The organism is Streptomyces sp. NPDC055400 (genome assembly GCF_053644375.1).
In genome coordinates, this window is sequence record NZ_JBSHLM010000021.1 from 156,381 (window position 1) to 172,724 (window position 16,344).

The 16,344-nt window shown below is 70.1% G+C and carries 14 protein-coding genes; 4 read left to right on the forward strand and 10 right to left on the reverse strand.

Annotated features, from left to right (window positions below; all coding sequences use genetic code 11):
* Positions 1-97 precede the first annotated feature (97 nt).
* Positions 98-1,312 carry a signal recognition particle-docking protein FtsY gene (gene ftsY / locus ACWIGU_RS40940; RefSeq protein ID WP_454406904.1) on the reverse strand — a complete coding sequence of 405 codons (1,215 nt, stop codon included), beginning with the start codon at positions 1,310-1,312 and terminating at the stop codon, positions 98-100.
* A gap of 214 nt (positions 1,313-1,526) precedes the next feature.
* Here ftsY and ACWIGU_RS40945 point away from each other — a divergent pair, with 214 nt between their 5' ends.
* Entirely contained in the window at positions 1,527-2,975 is a 1,449-nt protein-coding gene (locus tag ACWIGU_RS40945) for a cytosine permease (RefSeq protein ID WP_454406905.1), read from the forward strand.
* 65 nt (positions 2,976-3,040) lie between these two features.
* Positions 3,041-4,021 carry an LLM class flavin-dependent oxidoreductase gene (locus ACWIGU_RS40950; protein ID WP_454406906.1) on the forward strand — a complete coding sequence of 327 codons (981 nt, stop codon included), beginning with the start codon at positions 3,041-3,043 and terminating at the stop codon, positions 4,019-4,021.
* Positions 4,022-4,061: 40 nt separating this feature from the next.
* On the opposite strand, the gene ACWIGU_RS40955 is transcribed toward ACWIGU_RS40950, so the two are convergent.
* The 4 genes from ACWIGU_RS40955 to ACWIGU_RS40970 all read right to left on the reverse strand — a co-directional run bounded on the left by ACWIGU_RS40955 (position 4,062) and on the right by ACWIGU_RS40970 (position 10,754).
* Entirely contained in the window at positions 4,062-5,486 is a 1,425-nt protein-coding gene (locus ACWIGU_RS40955; protein ID WP_454406907.1) for a sugar porter family MFS transporter, read from the reverse strand.
* Positions 5,487-5,797: 311 nt separating this feature from the next.
* The gene (locus ACWIGU_RS40960) at positions 5,798-9,619 is read right to left on the reverse strand and encodes an AAA family ATPase (protein ID WP_454406908.1); all 3,822 of its coding nucleotides are present in this window, start codon (positions 9,617-9,619) and stop codon (positions 5,798-5,800) included.
* A 268-nt stretch (positions 9,620-9,887) separates the two neighbouring features.
* Complete coding sequence (locus tag ACWIGU_RS40965) at positions 9,888-10,091, reverse strand: hypothetical protein (RefSeq protein ID WP_116509408.1); 204 nt, start codon at positions 10,089-10,091, stop codon at positions 9,888-9,890.
* 381 nt (positions 10,092-10,472) lie between these two features.
* On the reverse strand, positions 10,473-10,754 hold the full coding sequence (locus tag ACWIGU_RS40970) for an acylphosphatase (protein ID WP_454406909.1): 282 nt from the start codon (positions 10,752-10,754) through the stop codon (positions 10,473-10,475).
* Positions 10,755-10,889: 135 nt separating this feature from the next.
* Between ACWIGU_RS40970 and ACWIGU_RS40975 the strand changes: the two genes are divergently transcribed.
* A complete protein-coding gene (locus ACWIGU_RS40975) occupies positions 10,890-11,990 on the forward strand; it encodes a CAP domain-containing protein (RefSeq protein ID WP_454406910.1) in 1,101 nt (366 codons plus the stop codon).
* Positions 11,991-12,073: 83 nt separating this feature from the next.
* On the forward strand, positions 12,074-12,466 hold the full coding sequence (locus tag ACWIGU_RS40980; protein WP_326773929.1) for a winged helix-turn-helix transcriptional regulator: 393 nt from the start codon (positions 12,074-12,076) through the stop codon (positions 12,464-12,466).
* On the opposite strand, the gene mutM is transcribed toward ACWIGU_RS40980, so the two are convergent.
* The 5 genes from mutM to ACWIGU_RS41005 form a co-directional block, all read right to left on the reverse strand.
* Positions 12,433-13,299, reverse strand: coding sequence for a bifunctional DNA-formamidopyrimidine glycosylase/DNA-(apurinic or apyrimidinic site) lyase (mutM, locus tag ACWIGU_RS40985; protein ID WP_454406911.1), 867 nt, complete (start codon positions 13,297-13,299; stop codon positions 12,433-12,435). The genes ACWIGU_RS40980 and mutM overlap by 34 nt on opposite strands.
* 97 nt (positions 13,300-13,396) lie before the next feature.
* Entirely contained in the window at positions 13,397-14,197 is an 801-nt protein-coding gene (rnc, locus tag ACWIGU_RS40990) for a ribonuclease III (RefSeq protein ID WP_100595043.1), read from the reverse strand.
* 19 nt (positions 14,198-14,216) lie between these two features.
* The gene (rpmF, locus tag ACWIGU_RS40995; RefSeq protein ID WP_030361955.1) at positions 14,217-14,390 is read right to left on the reverse strand and encodes a 50S ribosomal protein L32; all 174 of its coding nucleotides are present in this window, start codon (positions 14,388-14,390) and stop codon (positions 14,217-14,219) included.
* 2 nt (positions 14,391-14,392) lie between these two features.
* Positions 14,393-15,028 (reverse strand): YceD family protein, encoded by a 636-nt coding sequence (locus ACWIGU_RS41000; RefSeq protein ID WP_454406944.1) that lies wholly within the window; start codon positions 15,026-15,028, stop codon positions 14,393-14,395.
* 152 nt (positions 15,029-15,180) lie between these two features.
* Positions 15,181-16,275: a cell division initiation protein gene (locus ACWIGU_RS41005; protein ID WP_454406946.1), complete on the reverse strand. Its 1,095-nt coding sequence runs from the start codon at positions 16,273-16,275 to the stop codon at positions 15,181-15,183.
* Positions 16,276-16,344: the final 69 nt, after the last annotated feature.

Sequence of the window (16,344 nt, forward strand, 5' to 3'; positions counted from 1 at the left end):
GAAACCCACCCCGCGGCCGGGGCCCCCACCACCACACTTGCACCCCCCCGGTGCCGGGGGCGCGCCCGCTTCCCTGTGCGAAGAGACGTCCGTACGGCTACTCGCCGATCAGCGCGTCCACGAACGCCTCCGGCTCGAAGGGAGCCAGGTCGTCGGGGCCCTCGCCCAGGCCGATCAGCTTCACCGGCACGCCCAGCTCGCGCTGCACGGCGATGACGATGCCGCCCTTGGCCGTGCCGTCGAGCTTGGTGAGCACGATGCCGGTGATGTCCACCACCTCGGCGAAGACGCGGGCCTGGACCAGGCCGTTCTGCCCGGTCGTCGCGTCGAGGACGAGCAGGATCTCGTCGAGCGGGGCGTGCTTCTCGACGACGCGCTTGACCTTGCCGAGCTCGTCCATGAGGCCGGTCTTGGTGTGCAGGCGGCCCGCGGTGTCGATGAGGACGACGTCGGCGCCCTCCTCGATGCCCTCCTTGACGGAGTCGAAGGCGATGGACGCGGGGTCCCCGCCCTCGGGGCCGCGCACGGTGCGGGCACCGACGCGCTCGCCCCAGGTCTGCAGCTGGTCGGCGGCGGCGGCGCGGAAGGTGTCGGCGGCACCGAGCACCACGTTCTTGCCGTCAGCAACGAGCACGCGCGCGAGCTTGCCGGTGGTGGTGGTCTTGCCGGTGCCGTTGACACCGACGACCATCACGATGCCCGGGGTGTCGAGCGGCGAGTCGGTGTTGACCGCGCGGTCGAACTCCGGGACGAGGAGCTGCAGCAGCTCCTCGCGCAGCAGCGTGCGCAGCTCGTCGGGCGTGCGGGTGCCGAGCACCTTGACGCGCTCGCGCAGCCGGTCGACGAGCTCCTGCGTGGGCTGCACGCCGACGTCGGCGGTGAGCAGGGTGTCCTCGATCTCCTCCCAGGTGTCCTCGTCCAGGTGCTCGCGCGACAGGAGCGTGAGCAGCCCCTTGCCGAGCGCGTTCTGCGAGCGGGAGAGCCGGGCGCGCAGGCGCACGAGGCGCCCCGCGGTCGGCTCGGGGACCTCGATCTCGGGCGCGGCCGGAGCCGGGGGCTCCTCCACCGCGATGGGCGCGGACGGCTCCGGCTCGACGAGCGGGAGGTCGACCTCCTCGATCGTGCGGCGGGGTTCGTCGCGCGGCGTCTCGGCCTCTTCGCCGACGTGCGGCTCGGCCGGAGGGGCGGTGATGTCGGGCACGGAGGGGGGCGGCGGGGGCAGCTGCTTCCTTCTGCGGCTGCCGACCACGAGCCCGCCGAGTGCGCCGATCACGACCACGGCGATGACTACAGCAAGGATGACGATTTCCATAACGCGTCCAGTATCAGCCATGGGCACCGGGGACACCGCTCTTGTGGCTTCCTCTAAAGAACATAAGCCACTTGAGTGGATTACTCGGACTAAAGTACGATGGAAGAGGATGATGCAACGCGCGTAGAGTCCACAGCGTCCCCTCCCCACACCCCCCACCGGCTCCCCCCGCCAACACCCACGGAGCCGAGCGAGAGGCACGGAACCCCACCGCATGAGCAAGACTGCCGAATCCGAAGGCGCACTCGAGACCCGCGGCATCGAGCCCGTCCCCGAGTCCGAGCGCACCGCCAGGACCCGTGAGCTGTTCCCCACCTGGGTCGCCGCCAACATCAGCGTGCTGCTGCTCACGATGGGCGCGAGCCTGGTCGTCTCGTACAAGCTCAACTTCTGGCAGGCACTCGTCGTCGCGATCGCCGCCCCCATTGTCTCGTACGGCCTCGTCGGCCTGATCGGCATCGCCGGCAAGCGCGGCGGTGCCCCGGGCATGGCCCTGTCGCGCGCGGTCTTCGGCCAGCGCGGCAACCTGCTGCCGGGCTCGCTCATCTGGGTCGCCCGCTGGGGCTGGGAGACGATCAACGCGGTGACCGGCGCCTACGCCGTGCTCACCGTCCTGGACATCCTCTTCGGCGTGAAGAGCAACAACGTCCTGGTGATCGTCACGCTGCTGCTCTTCGTCGTCACGACGTTCGTGATCTCCGGTCTAGGGATCAACGCCGTGCAGAAGTGCAACAAGTACGCGACGTACCTCTTCGGTCTCTTCTCGGTCCTCGTGCTGGTCTACCTGATCGCCAACACCGACTGGACCCGCGTCTTCGACCAGCCCGCGGGCAAGATGTCGCTGATGGTCGCCGGTATCGGCCTGATCGCCGCGGGCGGCGTCAGCTGGATCCCCTCGTCGCCGGACTTCACGCGCTACCTGCCGCGCACGGCCTCGTCGGTCGCGATCGTGCGCAACTCGGTGGGCGGCGCCGGCATCGTCGTCCTGCCGATGGTCCTGATGGGCGCCGTCATGGCGGTCTCCACGCCCGACCTGGCCTCGGCCGCCGACCCGGTCTCCTTCCTCGGCGAGATCCTGCCGCTGTGGATCGCGGTCCCGTACCTCCTGATCGCCCTGGTCGGCATGCTGCTGATCAACTCGATGTCGATGTACTCGGCGGGCTTCACCGCCCAGACCCTCGGCTTCAAGGTCCCGCGCCACTGGGCCGTCTCGATCAACGCGCTGATCTCGCTGATCTTCGGCGGCATCCTGATGCTCGTCGCGACCAGCTTCATGGGCTCGTTCATCGCCTTCCTGTCGCTGCTCGCGGTGGCGTTCTCGGCCTGGGTCGGCGTCTTCGGCGCCGACATGCTGCGGCGCAAGGAGTACGACGCCGAGGCCCTCGTCGACACGACGCGCACCAGCGCCTACTGGTACACGGGCGGCTTCAGCCCGGCAGCCGTCGCCTCCTGGGCGATCGGCCTGATCAGCGGCCTGATGTTCACCACGTCCGACTGGTTCACCGGCCCGCTCGCCGCCAACAACCCGATCGGCGAGTACGGCCTCGGCTGGGTCGCCACGATCGTGATCTCCGGCCTGCTGTACATGGCCCTGCCGAAGCCCGCCGTCGCCGCCCCGTCCGGGGTCTGTGACGAAGAGGAGCACGAGACCCTGGCTGTCTGACGCTCCGTCAGCTACCGTCCCCCCTCACCAGCGGCCCAACTCCGCCCTGTGAAGGGGGACTTCTCATGCCCGTCACGGTCGTGCGCTTCAACCTCGTGGACCCCGCGGCGACGCCCGAATCGCTGAGCGCCCGGTACAGGGCGGCCGTCGAGATGGCGGCGTACGCCGACGACCGCGGCATCTCCACGGTCCAGACCGAGGAGCACCACGGCGTCGCCAACAACTGGCTGCCGTCGCCCTTCACCTTCGCGGGCGCCGTCTTCGGCGCGACCCGGCGCATCGCCGTCACGGTCTCCGCGATCATCGGCCCGCTGCACGATCCCCTGCACCTCGCGGAGGACATCGCGGTACTCGACCTGCTCAGCGGAGGCCGGCTCGTCACCGTCGCCGGAATCGGCTACCGGCCCGAGGAGTACGGCCAGTTCGACGTCGAGTGGAAGCGGCGGGGCAAGCTCCAGGACGAGCTCCTCGACACCCTGCTCAAGGCGTGGACGGGCGAGGAGTTCGACTTCCGCGGCCGCACGGTCCGCGTCACACCGCGCCCGTTCACCCAGCCCCATCCGCTGCTCCTGGTCGGCGGCTCCTCGCAGGCGGCGGCGCGGCGCGCGGCCCGCCTCGGCCTGCCGTTCTTCCCGAGCGCGCATCTGCCCGAACTCGAGGCGTACTACAAGGAACAGCTCGTCGAGCACGGAACCGAGGGCTGGACCATGATGCCCGCGGCGGTGACCCCGCTGCTGCACGTCGCCGAGGACCCCGACCGCGTGTGGGCCGAGCACGGCGAGCACTTCCTGCACGAGGCGCGGACGTACGCGTCCTGGCAGTCCGGCGACATCAAGTCGGCGGTGAAATCGGGGGCCACCACGGTCGACGAGCTGCGCGCGGAGGGCGTCTACCGGATCCTCACGCCCGACGAGTGTGTGGAGCAGGCCCTCGACAGCTATGTGCTGCACCCGCTGTCCGGCGGCATGCCGGTCGACGAGGGCTGGCGCAGCCTGCACCTGTTCTGCGAAAGCGTACTGCCCCGGCTCGAAGACCTTGCGGTCTGAGCCGGGGCAGTGACGAGGGTGAGGAGATGGCAGCGGGGACTTAACCCATCTCCTCCAACGCCTTGCCCTTGGTCTCCTTCACGAACTTGAGCACGAAGGGGATCGAGAGCGCGGCGAAGATTGTGTAGATGACGTACGTCCCGGAGAGGTTCCAGTCGGCCAGCGACGGGAAGCTCGCGGTGATGGCCCAGTTGGCGATCCACTGCGCGGACGCGGCCACGCCGAGCGCGGCGGCACGGATCTTGTTCGGGAACATCTCGCCGAGGAAGACCCAGACGATGACACCCCAGGACATGGCGAAGGACAGGACGAAGAAGTGGGCGGCGATCAGGGCGACCCAGCCCTGCGTGGCCGGCAGCTTGCCGTCCACCAGGTCGTACGAGAACGCCCAGGCCTCCAGCGCGAGACCGATGACCATGCCGGCGGAACCGACCAGGGCCAGCGGCTTACGGCCGACGCGGTCCACCAGGAGCATCGCGATCACGGTGCCGATGATGTTGATGATCGACGTGGTGAACGAGTAGAAGAACGAGTCCGTCGGGTTCACGCCGACCGACTGCCACAGCGTCGAGGAGTAGTAGAACGCGACGTTGATGCCGACGAACTGCTGGAAGACCGAGAGGCCGATACCGATCCAGACGATCGGCTTGAAGTAGAGACCGCCGTTGCCCTTGCCGGAGAGCAGGTCCTTGAACGTGGACTTGTGCTCGCTCTTCATCGCGTGCTCGATCTCGGCGACGCGGGCGTCCAGGTCGACCTTCGTGCCCTCGACCTCGGCGAGGATCTCCTTCGCCCTGGCCTCGCGGCCGACGGAGATGAGGAAGCGCGGCGACTCGGGGATCGCGAAGGACAGCATGCCGTAGAGAACGGCCGGGATGACCATCACGCCGAGCATGACCTGCCAGGCCTCGAGGCCCAGGACGTCACCGCGCTGGTCGCCGCCGGCGGCCTGCAGGATGCCGTAGTTGACGAGCTGTGAGATGGCGATGCCGACGACGATCGCGGCCTGCTGGAAGGAGCCGAGGCGGCCGCGGTACGCGGGCGGCGAGACCTCGGCGATGTAGGCCGGGCCGATGACGGAGGCCATGCCGATGCCGAAGCCGCCGACGATCCGCCAGAAGGCCAGGTCCCACAGGGCGAAGGGCAGTGCGGAGCCGACGGCGCTGATCGTGAAGAGGACGGCCGCGATCTGCATGCAGCGGATACGGCCGATGCGGTCCGCGATCCGGCCGGCGGTGGCCGCGCCGATCGCACAGCCGATCAGGGCGATGGCGATGACCTGGGCGAGCGTTCCGGACCCGATGTCGTACCGGTCACGGATGGCCTCGACGGCTCCGTTGATCACGGAACTGTCGTAGCCGAAGAGAAAGCCGCCCATCGCGGCCGCCGCCGTGATGAAGATGACATGGCCGAGATGGTCGGGGTGAGCCTCTCGGGCGCTTGGCGGCTTCGCTGTGCTGGTCACGTGTACTCCTCGGGCCACCGGCAGCGGTGCCGGGGGTGGGGGTGAGAGCCCTTCCAGTGGCGCACAACTTCACGCCGCCCACCACCTGAAGGTAAAAGCAACGTTGCAGAGACTATGCCTTCAAGTTTCGAAGTCAAGAGGGGGGTAACTGTGAACTTCAGCCGCCCTGGTCACGGGCATCATTCAACTCTTGAACGAATACTGGTGAGTGATCTTGTGGCTGATCTCGCGGCCGACGCCGCAGCGATGCCGCACCGGTGACCCGTGTACGGGCGGGCCGGTGACCGGTGTACGGGCGGCCCGGCGCGCGGTCAGCGCAGCCGCTGACTGATCACCTTCGACACCCCGTCGCCCTGCATCGACACCCCGTAGAGCGCGTCGGCGACCTCCATCGTGCGCTTCTGGTGCGTGATCACGATGAGCTGGGAGGCCTCCTGGAGCTCCTGCATGATGCGGATGAGGCGCTGGAGGTTGGTGTCGTCGAGCGCGGCCTCGACCTCGTCCATCACGTAGAAGGGGCTGGGCCGCGCCTTGAAGATCGAGACGAGCAGCGCCACGGCGGTCAGGGAGCGCTCGCCGCCGGAGAGCAGCGAGAGCCGCTTGACCTTCTTGCCCGGAGGCCGGGCCTCCACGTCGACGCCCGTGGTGAGCATGTTGTCGGGATCGGTCAGGATCAGCCGTCCGTCGCCGCCGGGGAAGAGCCGGCTGAAGACCCCCTCGAACTCTCGGGCCGTGTCCCGGTACGCCTCGGTGAAGACCTGTTCGACGCGCTCGTCGACTTCCTTCACCACCTGAAGGAGATCGCTCCTCGTCTTCTTCAGGTCCTCGAGCTGCTCGCTGAGGAACTTGTGGCGCTCCTCCAGCGCGGCAAACTCTTCCAGAGCCAGCGGATTCACCTTTCCCAGCTGCTGATACGCCCGTTCGGCGGACTTGAGCCGCTTCTCCTGCTCCGCGCGCACGAACGGCCGCGGCTGATTGCGCGGGTGCTCGGGGTCGTCGGGCAGCTCCTCGCCCTCGGCCGGAAGCGAGGGCGGTACGGGCTGCTGCGGGCCGTACTCCGATACGAGTCCGGCCGGTTCGACGCCGAGTTCCTCCAGGGCCTTGGCCTCCAGTTGCTCGATCCGCAGCCGCTTCTCGGCGCCGAGGACCTCGCCCCGGTGCACCGAGTCCGTCAGCTTGTCGAGCTCCGCCTTCAGGTCCCGGCCGCGGGCCCGCTCGGCGACGAGCTCCCGCTCCCGCCCGCCCTTGGCGCTCTCGGCGGACGCCCGCTCCTGCTCGGCCCGCCCTACGGATACCTCGACGTGGGCGAGCAACTGCCGGGCGCCGGAGGCCACCGCCTCGGCCACGGCCGCCTCGTGGCGAAGCCTGGAGCGCTGCCGCTCCGCACGCGCGCGTGCCTCGCGCTCCGCGCGGGCCGCCCGGTCCAGCGAATCGGCGCGTCCGGCAAGGCCCTTCACGCGCTCCTCGTGCGTACGCGCCTGGAGCCGGGCCTCCATCTCGGTCTGGCGGGCGTTGGCCCCGTCGGCGGCAAGCCGGTCGCGTACCGCGGTGTCCGGCTCCTCGTCGGCCGGCATCTCCTCGGCGACGGCGAGCCGTTCGGCCAGCTCCTCGGCGTCCATGACGGCCTTCTCCAGCGCGTCCTGCGCCTTGGCGGCCGCGGCGGCGCTGCGCTCGGCCTCCCCGGCCGCGCCTCGCGCCTGTCCGGACAGGCGGCCGAGCTGCTGCGCCACGGACGACTTCTCGCGGTCGGCGGCCCGGCGCCGCTCCCCCAGCTCCTCCACGAGAGCGGCGGCGTCCGCGCGCCGGGCGACCGCGGTGCGCTGCGCCTCGGCCAGCTCCTCGCACCGCACCCCGAGCCCGGCCAGCTCGCCCGCGGCCTCGTCGACGGAGGCCTGCACCTCGAGAAGACTGGGCGCACCGGCGGAACCGCCCTGCGCGAAGTGCGCACCGAGCAGGTCCCCTTCGGCGGTGACGGCGGTCAGCTCGGGCCGCGCGTAGACAAGATCCTCGGCATCCTCGAGCGTCCCGACGACCACGATCCCCCGCAGCAGCCGCCGCACGGCAGGCATCAACTCGGAGGGCCCGCGCACGAGATCGGCCACGAGCGGCGGCCCGTCCCCACCCCGCGCAGCCCGTCCCGGGTACGCACGCCCGAGGCCACCGGGCCCCTCACCGACACCGCCCGCCCCGGTCGCCGACGCGGCACTCGCCGCATGGGAGCCACCACCGTGTACGTCACCAGTGCCACCACCACCGGCGGCCCCACCGTCAGGGGAACCCCCCGCCGAGGCAGACATGCCGCCGGCCGCAGCCGCGGAAACGCCACCACCAGCCACCGGCCCACCATCCGCAGACCCACCACCGACCGACCCCCCGGCCGACGACGCACCCACACCCCCGCCCGAAGCGGAATCGTCCCCCGCCAGCAGCAGCGCCGCGCGCCCCGCGTCCTGTTTGCGCAGGAGGCGGATCGCTTCCGCGGCGGAGGCGGGGGTGGTCACGGCGATGGCGTCGGCCGCGGCGCCGAACGCCGCGGCGACCGGGACCTCGAAGCCTGGGGTGACGGACAGCAGTTCGGCCGCGGGGCCGAGGACTCCGGTCAGCCGGTCGCGGGCCCCGAGCAGCGCGCCGGTGCCGTCCTTGCGACGGAGTCCGAGCGCGAGGGCGTCATGCCTGGCGGAGACAGCGGCCCGCTTGCGTTCCGCGGACGTCAGGGCTTCCCTGGCCGCCGTCAGCGCGGACTCCGCGTCGGCGAGGGCGGCCCTGGCCGTGTCGTGCCGGTCCCCGAGCTCCGCGTCCCCGGCGTCGAGGCCGTCCACCTCGGCCTTGAGCTGCTCGTACTCCTCCTGCGCCGCGACGGCCCGCTCCCGCGCCTCGTCCCGCGCGGCGGCCAGCCGGTCGATCTCGGACTGCGCCGCGGCGGCCCGCGAACGGGCGGCGTTGACCTGCCCGTTCAGCCGCGCGAGCCCCTCGCGCCGGTCGGCGATGGCCCGGGCGGCGTCCTTGAGCCGGCGCTCCTCGGCCGCCAACTCCCGTTCCAGGTCGGCCCGGTGGGCCACCGTGTCGTCGAGAGCGCGCTCGGCCGCCTCGAGCGCGGCCTCCAGTTCGGCCTCCTGCTCGCGGATCCGGGCGGCCTCGCGCTCCATGTCCTCGGGGTCACGCCCGCGCCGTTCCTCCGCGGGGGCGGACGTCGCGCTCTTGACCCGCGCGTCGGCCAGCGAGACGGTGCCGCGCACCCGCTCGGCCAGTTGCGACAGCTCGTACCAGGTCTGCTGGGCGCGCTGGAGCCGCGGTGTGAGCTGCCTGACCTCGGCCTCCAGGAGCGCCTCACGCTGGAGTGCCTTCTTCAGCTCGGCCTCGGCGGCGTCCTTGCGTTCCTTGAGCGCCGCCTCGTCCTCGATCTCGGCGCGCAGCGCACCCCGCATCCGTACGAGGTCGTCGGCGAGGAGGCGCAGCCGCGCGTCGCGGAGGTCGGCCTGGATGACGGCGGCGCGGCGCGCGACGGCGGCCTGGCGCCCGAGCGGCTTCAACTGCCGCCGCAACTCGTCGTTGAGGTCCTGCACGCGCGCGAGGTTGGCCTTCATCGCGTCCAGCTTCCGCAGCGCCTTCTCCTTGCGCTTGCGGTGCTTGAGGACGCCGGCGGCCTCCTCGATGAACGCCCTGCGCCCCATCGGGTCTGCGTGGAGCACGGAGTCGAGCTGGCCCTGCCCGACGATGACATGCATCTCGCGCCCGATACCGGAGTCGGACAGCAGCTCCTGGATGTCGAGCAGCCGGCACGTGTCGCCGTTGATCTGGTATTCGCTGCCGCCGTTGCGGAACATGATCCGCGTGATGGTGACCTCGGCGTACTCGATGGGCAGCGCGCCGTCGGAGTTGTCGATGGTCAGCGACACCTCGGCGCGGCCGAGCGGCGGGCGCCCGGTCGTGCCGGCGAAGATGACGTCCTCCATCTTGCCGCCGCGCAGCGACTTCGCACCCTGCTCGCCCATGACCCAGCTGAGGGCGTCCACGACATTGGACTTGCCCGAGCCATTGGGGCCGACGACGCAGGTGATGCCCGGCTCGAACCGCAATGTGGTGGCCGAGGCGAACGATTTGAACCCGCGCAGGGTCAGGGCCTTGAGGTGCACGCCGCCGGACTCTACCCGCCGCGCGTGTCTCACTCCATGAACCCGCGGTTTCGCCCAGGAAAGTGCAGGGCACATCAGACGTTAAAGAAAGACGTCGACGCGCGGAGCATCGTCGGGGCATTCGAGGGAGCGCGGTACGGGGTGGCTCACGGGGAGCGGAAAGTCAGAAAGAAGGGACGCGAAAAGCGTCCCTTGCAGATCTGAGCAAACTGATCAAGCGGCTTGATGAAAGGGCTGCCTGACCACTGGTGTCGTGTGCGTGATGTGGTCAGGTGAGCGCAGGCTCCGCCTGGGGTACGTCGATGCTCTCGAGGAGCGATTCGTGAGAAGCGGCAGCCGCGAGCGCGTCGTTCTCGGACTGGATCCGAACGAGTTCGGACTCGAGGTCCTGGACGCGCTGCTGGAGCCGTCGCATCTCGGCGAGGAGTCGCGGGTCGGAACCGCCGACGTAACCGAGAAGCGCCTTTGCCATGATGGATGGTCCTCCACAATGAGTGACCGACCGAAGCGGTGTGGGTCGTGAGGGAATCGCACCCGCGGTGCCTGGCACTCGTTGTCTTGCTGCCGTTCATACATGCCAAACAGCTAAGGTGCGCGGGGCTTCCAGAGTCTCACCAAAAAGTTTGACGGTCAACACGATCACACCCCGTATCGACGGGTAAGCCCGGGGGCTCGGCACCGTGAATACTGCGGCGCGGCCTCACTTCGGGCCCCTGGGGGCGTGGAGATCATCCTTACTTCGCGAGCCTGCCACGACGAGCGCTTATTGGCAACCACCAGGTCATTCATGCCCCGCGCAGTTGCCCTGCGCATGCCATGAACACCTCTCGAGGGCCTGACCTGCGCGTCCTTCTCAGCGAATGGCGAAGTCGGCGTATCCGCCGCGCGGGGCGTCCCAGATCTCGGTGACTCCGTCGACCCTCCCGGGTGTGTCGCCGTCGCGGAGCCAGTCGAGAAGGCCCTGACAGCTCGCGCGTGAGCCCTCCGCGACGACTTGGACCCGGCCGTCGTCCAAATTGAGAGCAAAGCCACTCAGGCCGCCGATCTCCAGAGCCTTCGCCCGCGTGAACCAGCGAAAACCCACACGCTGGACGCGTCCGCGCACCCAGACGGTGATGCGTACGTCTTCGTTCATAAGGGGCACGCTAACCGGCCAATTGCACTCGGAGCACTTCGCCCCCTTGCGTCGTGGGGTACCGTCCCGGACCAATGCGACTCACTCGAACGGGTGAGTCGCATTACCCACAGCGAGGACGAGGAAGGCCACAGGATGGGTCGCCACCGACGCACCGACGCCGGCCGCGCCGCCACGGGTCGCGCCACGGACAGCACGGCCGGTTCGTATGCCGGGCACGACGGTACGTACAGGGCCGGGCGCAACGGCGCGTACGACGGCGCGCACGCGGACACGTACACGCCCGACGGATTCACCTCCCCGTACACCACGGGCCCGCACGCCACGGCGAACAGCGACCTGGGCCGGGCGTTCGACGACGCCTACCCGGGCGAGCCCGAAGTCGCGTACACGCCCTCCGGGAGCCGGGGCGGCTCGCACCGCCACAGGAAGCGCGTCGCCAGGCCGGTGCGGACGGGGCTCCTCGGAGTCTCCGCCGCCGTGGCGATGGGCGCCGTCGCGGTGGCCTCCGGGGTGGTCCCCGGCATGGACAACTACTCGCTGGGCGGCGGCAACGGCGCCGACAAGGTGCGCGCCGCCGACTCTCCCTCGGGGCTCGAGACGCAGGGCGGAACGGACGGCAGCGCCGACCGTGCCCCGTCCTCCGCGAGCCGCAGCGCCGAGCGCTCGGACTCTCCTTCCGCTTCGCCCTCGCAGTCTTCGTCGAAGCCGTCTTCGACCCCGTCGAAGACGGCTTCGACGAGCACGTCCTCCAGTTCCGGTGCGACGACCTCGCCCAGGACCGCGACCCCGTCGAAGACCGCCACCGCGAAGCCGAAGCCCCCGGCTGCGGCGCCGAGCCTGAAGGCCCCGTCCGGCGAGGCGGCGGCCGAGGCCCAGGTGCTCGCGCTGGTCAACACGGAGCGGGCCAAGGCCGGCTGCAGGCCGGTGACCGCGGACGGCGGCCTCGCCGCCCTCGCCGGGAACTTCAGCGAGGACATGGCGGCGCGGGGCTTCTTCGACCACACGGATCCGGATGGCGCGACGCCCTGGGACCGCGCGAAGAAGGCCGGGATAACGGACCTGGGCGGCGAGAACATAGCCCGGGGCCAGGCCAACGCCCAGTCCGTCATGGACTCCTGGATGAACAGCCCCGGCCACCGCGCGAACATCCTCAACTGCGACTACAAGACGCTGGGTGTCGGCGTGCACTTCGGGTCGGGCGGCCCGTGGTGGACGCAGGACTTCGGCTTCTGACCGCACCGATCGGCGCTCGCCCTGCGCTAACCAGTGGTTAGCGCGCCCCGGAGGTTCGCGCTGCGCCGGAGTACGCTTGCCGCATGGAATCGAGCGGCAGCGACCTCGCGTACGACGTGTTCTCCCGGCAGTGCCCGTCCCGCGGCACCCTCGAGCACGTGACGGGCCGCTGGGGAGCGCTCACGCTCGGGGCGCTGCACGAGGGCAGCTTCCGCTTCAACGAGCTGCGGCGCCGCGTGGACGGCGTGAGCGAGAAGATGCTGTCGCAGACCCTGCACGCGCTGGAGCGCGACGGCCTGGTGCACCGCGAGGCGCAGCCGACCAACCCGCCGCGCGTGGACTACGAGCTGACGCCGCTCGGGCGCGAGGTCTCCGAACGGCTCCTGGCCCTCATCCAGTTCGTCGAGGGCCGGATGGACGACGTGCTCGCGTCGCGCGCCCGTTACGACGCGGACGGGGCGCGCGGCGGCCGCTGACAGCGCGGGCAGAAGTAGCTGGAGCGGTTCATCCAGGGGCGCCTGCGAATAATGGTGCCGCAGCGCCGGCACGGCTCACCCTCGCGCCCGTAGGCGTCGAGCGAGCGGTCGAAGTAGCCGGACTCGCCGTTCACATTCACGTAGAGGCTGTCGAAGCTGGTGCCGCCGACGGCGAGGGCCGCGTTCATCACGTCCCGTACGTGGCCGAGGAGTTCGGCGGTGCGCGGGCGCGTGAATCCGGTGGTCGGCCGTTCGTAGTGGAGCTTTGAGCGCCACAGCGCCTCGTCCGCGTAGATGTTTCCGACGCCGCTGATCAGCGACTGGTCGAGCAGGGCCCGCTTGATGGTCGTACGGCGCCTGCGCAGCGCCTCGTGGAACGCGGCGTCGTCGAACTCCGGGTCCAGCGGGTCGCGCGCGATGTGCGCGATGACGTCCGGCAGCCCGTCGGGGCCGGTCTCGTGCAGCGAGAGGCCGCCGAAGGTGCGCTGGTCGATGAAGCGCAGCTCCGTACCCAGTTCGTCGGCGAAGCGGACGCGGATGCGCAGATGCTTCTCGTCCGGCGCCCCGGCCGGCTGCACCAGGAGCTGTCCGCTCATCCCGAGGTGCGCGAGGACGGCGCCGCCCGTCGGCTCCAGCGGCAGCCACAGATACTTCCCGCGCCGCTCGGGTATGCCGATGCGCTGATCCTTCAGCCGGTTCGCGAAGTCCTCGCCGCCCCCGATGTGGCGGCGCACGGCGCGCGGGTGCAGGACCTCGACTTGGGCGACGGTGCGGTGGGCGACCCAGCGCTCGAGTCCGCGCCGTACGACCTCGACCTCGGGCAGCTCGGGCACGGTGTCTCCTTGTGAGGGCTCAGAAAGCTCGGATGCGAAACGAACGGTGCCGACCGCCCCTCGGGACGGTCGGCACCGGACAGTTCGGATGCGGGCGTCAGGCCGACGCCGAGGAGGAGTCGGCGTTCCCCTCGGCTGCCACGGTGGCCTCGACGGCGTCAGCCGTCTTCGCCGCCTCGGCGCGCTCGTCGGCAGCCGCGCGGATCGCGCGCCATGCCGATTCAGCGGCCTGCTGCTCCGCTTCCTTCTTGCTGCGGCCGGTGCCGGTGCCGTACGAGACGCCTCCGACGCGGGCGGCAGCAGTAAAGGTCTTCTCGTGGTCGGGGCCGGTCTCCGAGACCAGGTACTCGGGAACGCCGAGCCCCTCGGTCGCGGTGAGCTCCTGGAGACTGGTCTTCCAGTCCAGGCCCGCACCCAGATTCGAGGACTTCTCGATCAGAGGATCGAAGAGACGGTGGACGAGTTCGCCCGCCGCGTCCAGCCCCTGGTCGAGATAGACGGCGCCGATCACCGCTTCGAGCGTGTCGGCGAGGATGGATGCCTTGTCCCGGCCGCCCGTGCCCTCTTCACCCCGGCCGAGCCGGATGAAGGAACCCAGGTCGAGCCCACGGCTGACCTCCGCAAGTGCACGCGAGTTGACCACCGCGGCCCGCAACTTGGCCAGCTGGCCTTCGGGCAGGTCGGGGTGGGTGGTGTACAGCGTGTCCGTGACGACGAGGCCGAGCACGGAGTCCCCGAGGAACTCGAGCCGCTCGTTCGTCGGCAGACCGCCGTTCTCGTACGCGTACGAGCGGTGGGTCAGTGCACGCACCAGAAGGGCGGACTCGAGCTTGTACCCGAGCCGCCCTTCCAGAAGCGTGTGGGACGAGGCATTGTCCGTCTTGTTCGACTCAGACATTGCGCCTCTCACCAGCCGCTCAGACCTCGAGGACCTGGCGCTTGTTGTAAGTGCCGCAAGCGGGGCACGCGATGTGCTGCAGCTTGGGCTCCTGGCAACGCTCACACGAAACCAGGGTGGGGACCGCAGCCTTCCACTGCGACCGGCGGTGGCGCGTGTTGCTGCGCGACATCTTCCGCTTCGGAACAGCCACGGCTACTTCTCCTGCTTCTCGTCGACGCCAGGTTCGGCGCCGCTCATCTCGTCCTTCTCGCCGTCCTGGATGGTCCCGGCGAGTCCCTGCAGTGCCGCCCAACGGATGTCGACGGCGTCGTGGTGGTGGTCCGGATCGTCCGCGAGCCGAGCTCCGCACTGGGAGCACAGACCCGGGCAGTCGTCCTGGCACACCGGCTGCATCGGCAGTGCGAGCACCACCGCATCACGCAGCACAGGCTCGAGGTCGAACATGCCGTCCTCGAGAAAGAGCCTGTCCTCGTCTTCCTCGGCGTCGTCGGCCGGTTCCGCTGCGCGGCCCCGGTCGTCGGCGTCAGGGTACGAGAACATCTCCTGGAAATCCGCGTCGACCTCAAGGCCGAGCGGCTCCAGACACCTTACGCACTCCCCCTGAGCCGATGCACGGGCGGTGCCTGTGACAAGCACCCCTTCCATGACCGACTCGAGACGGACCTCGAGCTCCATCGGCGCGCCTTCCGGCACTCCGACGACCCCTTCGATACCGAAGTCCTTGGGGGCGTCGACCGTGCGGGCCAGCCGCTGCTGAGCACCAGGACGCCGTCCCAGCTCGTGCGTATCGAACACGAGAGGGTTGCGGTGGTCGAGGTGCGTACTCAGGGCTGGTCCTGCCTTCGGTCTTCGATGCTCAAGTTGTTCAATCCCCTCAAGGGGATCGCTGCCCCGAATGAACCCGGGCAGCTGTGATCGCGGACGTACGCGCGACCGAAGAACCAGGATACTGGACCTTTCGCTCACGGCCCAATCCGGAGTCAGCGCCCCTGTTCGTACTGCCTCAGCTGCTCCGTGCTGATCATGCTCGTGTCGAAGAGGCTGGTCTCGTCGAGCGCCGCCGGCTCGTGCGCCGCCTGCGGCTGCCCGTAGCCGGCCTGACCCTGGTCGTAGCCCTGCTGCTGGTGCTGCGGATAGGCGGCGTACGGGTCCTGCTGCTGGTACGCGTACGGGTCCTGCTGGTACACCGCGTACGGATCCTGCTGGCCGTAGGGCTGCTGCTGGTGCTGCTGGTACCCGTACAGGTCCTGCTGTGGGTCCTGCTGCTGCGTCGCGTACACCGGCTGCTGGGCCGGGATCTGCGGGGTCTGGATCTGCGGGGCCTGGGGGATCTCCCGGTCCGGCTCCGCGGGGGCGTTGCCGATCTCCGCGAGTCCGGCGAGGTAGTCGGCGTCGCTCGTGTGCTGTCCGCCCGTGCCGTCCGCGCCGAGGGTGCCCAGCTCGTCGCTGGCGACCCGGCCCTGGAGCGTGTGCCGGCCACGGCCGACCGCCTCGAGGGTCTTGGCGAGGACCGCCTCGAAGGCGCCGAGCTTCACGTCCACGTACGAGTCGGCGTCGCGGCGCAGGGTCTCGGGGTCGTGGCTGCGCTCGGGGGCGTCCTCGTCCTCGTAGCCCTGGTCGTCGACGCCGGGGCCGGTGCCGAGGAGCTTCTCGCGGCCGCGGCCCACGGAGCCGAGGGTCTTGGTGAGGACGACCTCGAAGTTGGCGAGCTTGGAGTCGACGTAGTCGTCGGCCTCCGCGCGGATCTCCTCGGCCTCCCTGCGGGCCTCGCTGAGGATCCGCTCCCCTTCGTCCTGGGAGCGGCGGGCGACCTCGGTGTCGGAGATCAGCGAACCGCGCTCGGCGTGCGCCGTCTCGATGATCCGGTCGGCCTCCTGACGGGCCTGCTCCACCATCTGCTCGCGCCCGCCGATCAGCTCCTCGGCCTGCGCGAGGGAGCCGGGCAGTGCCTGGCGCACCTCTTCGAGCATCGCGAGCAGGTCGGCGCGGTTGACCACGCACGAGGCCGACATGGGCATGGACCGGGCATTGCCGACCGCGGCGACGATCTCATCGAGCTTCTTCTGCACGTCCACCGTGTGCTCGCCACTCTCTACAGGGGTGTTGGAGACGGACAAGGCGACTGTACGGCCAACTGGCGCCCG